This is a genomic window from uncultured Jannaschia sp. (assembly GCF_947494025.1).
In the GTDB taxonomy this organism is placed as follows: Bacteria; Pseudomonadota; Alphaproteobacteria; order Rhodobacterales; family Rhodobacteraceae; genus Jannaschia.
The window spans coordinates 1-5,598 of sequence record NZ_CANLTQ010000063.1 but is presented as its reverse complement, the minus strand read 5'-3'; the positions used below and the strand labels follow the sequence as shown (position 1 = coordinate 5,598).

Genomic DNA, 5,598 nt, shown 5'->3' with positions numbered 1-5,598 from the left:
CGGCACCGACAGCTTCGACTACACGGTGAGCGACGGCGCGCTGGAAGACACCGCCACCGTGCGCATCAAGGTGGGCGGGGAGCCGATCAACGTCTGGTCGGGAAGCGCGCAGACCTTCGGTTTGCCCGGCGAGGCGCAGAGCTGGATCAACATCCTTGGCAATGTCTCGGACGACGTTGTGAGATTGTCCTACATCCTGAACGGCGGTGCTCCCCGCACCCTGGCGATTGGCCCGGACACGAGGCGTCTGCAGGCCGATGGCGATTTCAATGCCGACATTGCCTATGCCGACCTCGACGGCTCCGCGACCGACGACCTGGTCACGCTCATCGCCCGCATGTCGGATGGCAGCACCTACGAGAAGAACATCGTGATCGACTACGAATCCGGTCGCCGCTGGAGCCCGGATTACGCGATCGACTGGAGCGAGGTCGGCGCCATTGAGGATGCGGTCCAGATCGTAGATGGCAGGTGGATCGTGACCGCCGACGGCCTGCGCTCCGCCGAGCCGGGATATGATCGCGTGGTGGCGATCGGCGACGAGCATTGGGACAATTACGAGCTGACGGTCCCGATCACCATGCACGATCTCGACACGGTAGATCCGCGCGGCCGCGATGGCGGCGCGTTCGGCTTCGGGATGCTGTGGAGCGGTCATTCGGACGACCCGATCTCGGGCAAGCAGCCGAAGGCGGGATGGAATCCGAGCGAGCTGCTCTATTACGAGAACAAGGATGGCGGGCGGATGTTCTTTTTCGGGCGGTCGCAGCTCGATTATGTCACGCTCGAGGAGGGCGAGACCTACAACTTCACTCTTCGGGTGGAGCAGGTCGACGGGATGTCGAAGGCCTACAGCCTCAAGGTCTGGGACGTCGACGCGACCGAGCCGACTGATTGGCTGATGGAGCGGACGATGACCTATGACGAGCCGCGGACAGGCTCGTTGCTCTTGGTGTCGCATTATTACGATGTGTCGTTCGGGGATGTGAACATCTCTAAGATTGTCGGCAGCGACACTCTTGTCGCGGACAAGGCGGGGGGCGCGCTGATCGCGGTGGATCCCGATGCCGGGATCTACGGCCGGTCCGAGATCGACGTGATGCGGGGCGGTCAGGGCGAGGACGTGTTCGTCTTCGGATCGGACGGGACCGTGTTCTACGATGACTTGGACCCGAGCTCGGAGGGGACGGAGGATTACGTCTTGATCTGGGACTTCGTGTCCGGACAGGATCTGATCCGTCTTTCCGGCGCGCCCGGCGACTACGATCTCGAGAGAGAGACGCGCTACGACGGGACGGCGATCTGGCACGATGCCGGGGCAGGTACTGTGCGCGAACTCATTGGCATCGTCGCGAATATCACCGACCTGACGCTCGACGGCCCGGGATTTTCGTTTCCGGATCTCATCGCATGAGCGAGGCGACACGGAGGCGGCGGGACCGGAGCGGCCGGGGACTGAACTTGCCGGCGCCCGGGATCGGCATCGTCGTAGCCTCCTCGGGTCGCCCGGATCACCTTGCGGCCCTGCTCGACCGACTCGCCAACCAGACGCGGCCGCCAGATATCGTCGTGCTGTCGGTGGTGACACCCACCGACGCGCCGGACCGGGCCCCGCCCCATGCGCGGTTCCGGGTCGAGATCTGCACAGGCCCGCAGGGGCTCACGGCGCAGCGCAACCGCGGGCTCGACCGGCTTCGCGGCGATACCGGCATCGTCGCCTTTCTCGACGACGATTACCTTCCGGCCCTCGATGCGCTCGACGGGATGGTGCGGGCATTCGATGCGTTCCCGCAGGCGAACGGCTTGACCGGGCGTCTTCTGGCGGACGGAATTCACGGCACCGGTCTCGCGATCAAGACCGCGCTGGCGCTGCTCTGGGACCACGAGAACGGCCCGCCTCCCGGCCCGCCGCGCTTGCTGAGCCGGGTCGAAGGGCTTTACGGATGTAACATGGCCGTGCGCGTCTCTGCCCTGGGGGCGCTCCGGTTCGACGAGCGTCTGCCGCTCTATGGCTGGCAGGAGGATATCGACTTCACCAGCCGGATTCCTGGCGGCAAATTCGTCACCGACGCCTTCACCGGCGTACATTGCGGCACCAAGCAGGGACGCGAGCGGCAAGGCCTGCGGTTGGGATACAGCCAGATCGCCAATCCGTTCTATCTTCGGCGAAAGGGAACCATGAGCCGGACCTTGGCCCTGCGTCACATGGTCCGCAACGTGCTGGCCAATCACGTTCGGGCACTTAGGCCGGAACCTTGGATCGACCGCAAAGGCCGTGCCTCGGGCAACAGGATCGCCCTTTTCGACATGCTGACCGGTCGCATTGCACCGGAGCGGATACTTGACCTCTAGATGGCCGGCCGAGCCCCACCGTCCGGGTCTGGTAGATCCGGGAGTCTGTCGCTGGTCGTGGCGACCATCGGCCCGGCGGCGCCGCTGACCCGATTGCTCGACAGCCTCTCGCGCCAGACCGCATTGCCGCTGGAAGTAATCGTCGTCGATCAGAACGACCGAGACGCGCCGGTCGCTGAAGCCATCGGCGGCGCATGGCCGTTTCCGGTCGTCCATCTTCATACCCCCGGAATGCGCGGCGCGTCGCGCGGCCGCAACGTCGGATTGCGACGAGCCTCGGGGGCTGTGGTGGGGTTTCCGGATGACGATTGCTGGTATCCCGCTGATTGCCTCGCCCGGGCCCTGGCGCTGCTGGCCGATCCGGATATGGGCTTCGTCGCCGGCCGCCCGGTGGACGAGACCGGCCGCACCATCAACGGCAGATTCGAGAACGCGCCGCAGCGCATCGTCCGCGCGAATGTCTGGACGACGTCGATCGAGTGGCTGCAATTCTTCCGTCGCGATCTGCTGAAAAGCCTGGACGGCTATGATGAGACGATCGGCGTCGGCGCCACGACGCCGTGGCAATCCGCCGAGGCCCAAGACTTGGTTCTGCGGGCATTGGCGACCGGTGCGACCGGCTTTTACGATCCTGACATGACGGGTCATCACGAGGAACTGCCAGTGGCCCGATCCGATCCCGCGCTACGGCGAAAATTGAGGCGTTACGGCCGAGGAATGGGGCATGTACTCCGCCGGCACGGATACGGTCTCGTCCAGTTTCTCCGGTGGTCCCTTCGACCGCTGGGAGGCGCGCTGATCTTTCTGGCGCGGCGGGATGTTTCGCGGGCGAAACTCCATGCCGCCGTCGCGTTCGGCCGGTTGGAAGGTTATGTCGGCCGGACGATCGGCGAATGACGCGGCAGGCGCCGATCTGCATCCAGAATAGAGACGATCGCTAATCTATTGGAATTCATTCGAATCCACAATCCAGGAGGGATCTGTAAACAGGCTTTGATGATGGGTTGGGTAGCCCCTCCTGACGGCACTTGTGTAAATATGGCCCGTACAGGATCGGGGAGGATTGGCTATGAAGGAATATTGATTTTCGGCGTCGACCTGGCCAATCAGGTCGATACTGGTGAGGGGCCTTGTTGTACGAAGGTTGTGTAGGATTCACTTCGCGAGTCCAGCGTCATAGCGGGACGGGATGTCCAAGCCTGTCCTGAACCGCTACCGCACACTGAACTGGTCCACCTACAAAGCCTTGCTGCGTAAACGTGGATCTCTGACCGTCCGCTGACTGGCAGTGCATTGCGCAGCAATGTCCACGAGAGGTCGGTTTGCCCCGTCGGCGCTTTGGCACGCGGCAGCGTCGGACAAGCGCGGCGGGCAGACAGTCTACAGCGACGCCGCGATCCAAGCGTGCCTGACCACTGTCCGACAGGGCATCACGCAGTGATGTCCCGAAAGGGATCAAAGTCCTATTCGGTCTACCGTTGCGCCAGGCGACAGGCTTCGTGGCGAGCCTTCTCAAGCTGGCAGGGCTCGACCGGCCTGTTCCGGATTTCTTGACGCTTTGCCGACGACAGAGGACCTTGGCCGTCCAGCTGCCTTATCGAGGTAGCGGTGGTCCGCTGCACCGGCTGATCGACAGCACCGGTATCAAGGTCCGCGGCGAAGGCGAATGGCACGCTCGCAAGCATGGCGGGGCGCGTAGGCGGGTTTGGCGCAAGGTTCCCCTCGCGGTCGACGAGAGCACGCTCAAGGTCCGTGCAGTCGAAATGGTAGTGCCCCGTTGGATGGTGTAGGAGCGCTGTCCTTCGGAGGGTCCGAGCTTGATCGGGACGCCATGGCGGGCAGCCTGACGGTGGGAGTGTCGGTGACACGCGCGAGCGTTTCAAGACGCATGTAGCGGCGCGCGACCGTCCACTCGTCCTTGGTCTCGAGCATCAGGACGCCGACGGCGAGCCGCGAAGCGTGAACGAGCATGGCCTCGTCGTTCGGAAAGATGCCTATGACGTCGGACATGGGTTTGATCTCGCGGTTGACCCGTTCGTGCGGGTTCGTCGATGCGATCTGGGCCCAGTGCTCTTGGGGGAAGTCCATGTAGGCAAGGACGTCGTCGCGCGAGTTCTCGATGAGCGTGCCGAGCTTGGGCTGCTTCTCGCGGAGAGCATCCGCGACGGCGTGCCACCGGGCTTCGGCATCCGCCTTGTTCTCTTGAGCGAAGATCGTCTTCAGCATCGCGGCCACCGCCGTCCGCTGCTCGGCAGGGCCATGGGCGCGCGAACCTCATCCAGTGAACGGTCGGCTTGCCGATGCGTTGATGGGTTGCATTGAATACCCGCCGCGCAGCGGCCCGCAGGCCCTTGTGATCGTCAGCGACAACCAGCTTCACGCCGCGCAGGCCACGGTCGGCGAGAGACCGGAGGAAGTCCGTCCAGAACGGTGCAGGGGACCGTCGCGCCGTGGCGCGGCGAAAGCCCCGGAACGCCTCGGAAGGCCCGGTGCCGACGCCGAAAACCTCGCGCTTGCCGTCCTCGTTGACGGGTGCCCGCAGGGCACGCGATTACCGCCGCCCGACTAACGATCCGCCCGGCCGTGCGCTGCGCTACACCGGGGGTTCGGCGCGCAGCTTCCTACACCACCCGGTGGGGCACTACCGTCGAAATTACCGGCAGCGGTGCGGGTGATGCTCCTGTATTGCCTGATCTGCTCGGCCAAGTCCCGGCAAACGAGGAGATCGCATCCGTAATTTCTGACGGCGCGTACAATACTTAAGGATGCCACGATGCCATCGCGATCCGGGGCGCGGCCGCGGTCCTCCCGCCCCGGCGCAACGCCAGGCCATGAAAGAAGCACAGCCCCGGGGCGGCAGGCCGGATCGAGGCGCTACGCGCCATCGGGCGCCCTGGCCCGACCATCCGACGGCGCCAGAGCGGCTATCACCGCCGCAGCCGCGCCGAGTTCAATATGAACTGCATGAAATCGCTCGGTCAAAAGCTCATGGCACGAGGTTTCGACCGCCAGACCGCCGAACTCCAGGTCCGCATCGCCATCCTGAACCGCTTCACAGCTCTCGGCATCCCCTTCACAGAACCCGCCGTCTAAGCCGCTCAGGGTGAAGGAAAGCTCGGCATTAAAGTAGCGGACGTTCATTTGGAATCGGTGAACCGCCCCCCGTTTACCGGCAACTGTACTTAGCCAGGTGTCTGCTGGGTGTAGTCTGTTCCTGCTGCGAGCATGGCGTTGAGGGTGCAGAGC

The 5,598-nt window shown here is 64.2% G+C and carries 3 protein-coding genes and 3 pseudogenes; 5 read left to right on the top strand and 1 reads right to left on the bottom strand.

Annotated elements, in window-relative coordinates; translation table 11 throughout:
* The 4 genes and pseudogenes from Q1B08_RS20695 to Q1B08_RS20680 form a co-directional block, all read left to right on the top strand.
* Positions 1-1,414, top strand: a 1,414-nt coding sequence (locus tag Q1B08_RS20695; RefSeq protein WP_299823059.1) for a hypothetical protein, incomplete at its 5' end; no start/stop codon positions are given.
* The gene (locus Q1B08_RS20690) at positions 1,411-2,352 is read left to right on the top strand and encodes a glycosyltransferase family A protein (protein ID WP_299823056.1); all 942 of its coding nucleotides are present in this window, start codon (positions 1,411-1,413) and stop codon (positions 2,350-2,352) included. The genes Q1B08_RS20695 and Q1B08_RS20690, both read left to right, overlap by 4 nt.
* A 57-nt stretch (positions 2,353-2,409) precedes the next feature.
* Positions 2,410-3,249: a glycosyltransferase family A protein gene (locus Q1B08_RS20685; protein ID WP_299823053.1), complete on the top strand. Its 840-nt coding sequence runs from the start codon at positions 2,410-2,412 to the stop codon at positions 3,247-3,249.
* 406 nt (positions 3,250-3,655) lie between these two features.
* A pseudogene (locus Q1B08_RS20680) lies at positions 3,656-4,115 on the top strand (transposase); the annotation flags it as partial.
* Here Q1B08_RS20680 and Q1B08_RS20675 read toward each other — a convergent pair.
* Positions 4,096-4,931, bottom strand: a pseudogene (locus Q1B08_RS20675) (transposase); the annotation flags it as partial. The pseudogenes Q1B08_RS20680 and Q1B08_RS20675 overlap by 20 nt on opposite strands.
* Positions 4,932-4,998: 67 nt before the next feature.
* On the opposite strand from Q1B08_RS20675, the pseudogene Q1B08_RS20670 reads away from it, so the two are divergent.
* A pseudogene (locus Q1B08_RS20670) lies at positions 4,999-5,445 on the top strand (transposase); the annotation flags it as partial.
* Between the last annotated feature and the right edge of the window lie 153 nt (positions 5,446-5,598).

Excerpts from the sequence above, each read along its gene's own strand:
- Q1B08_RS20690 (WP_299823056.1), top strand. The coding sequence starts at position 1,411 with ATGAGCGAGGCGACACGGAGGCGGCGGGACCGGAGCGGCCGGGGACTG.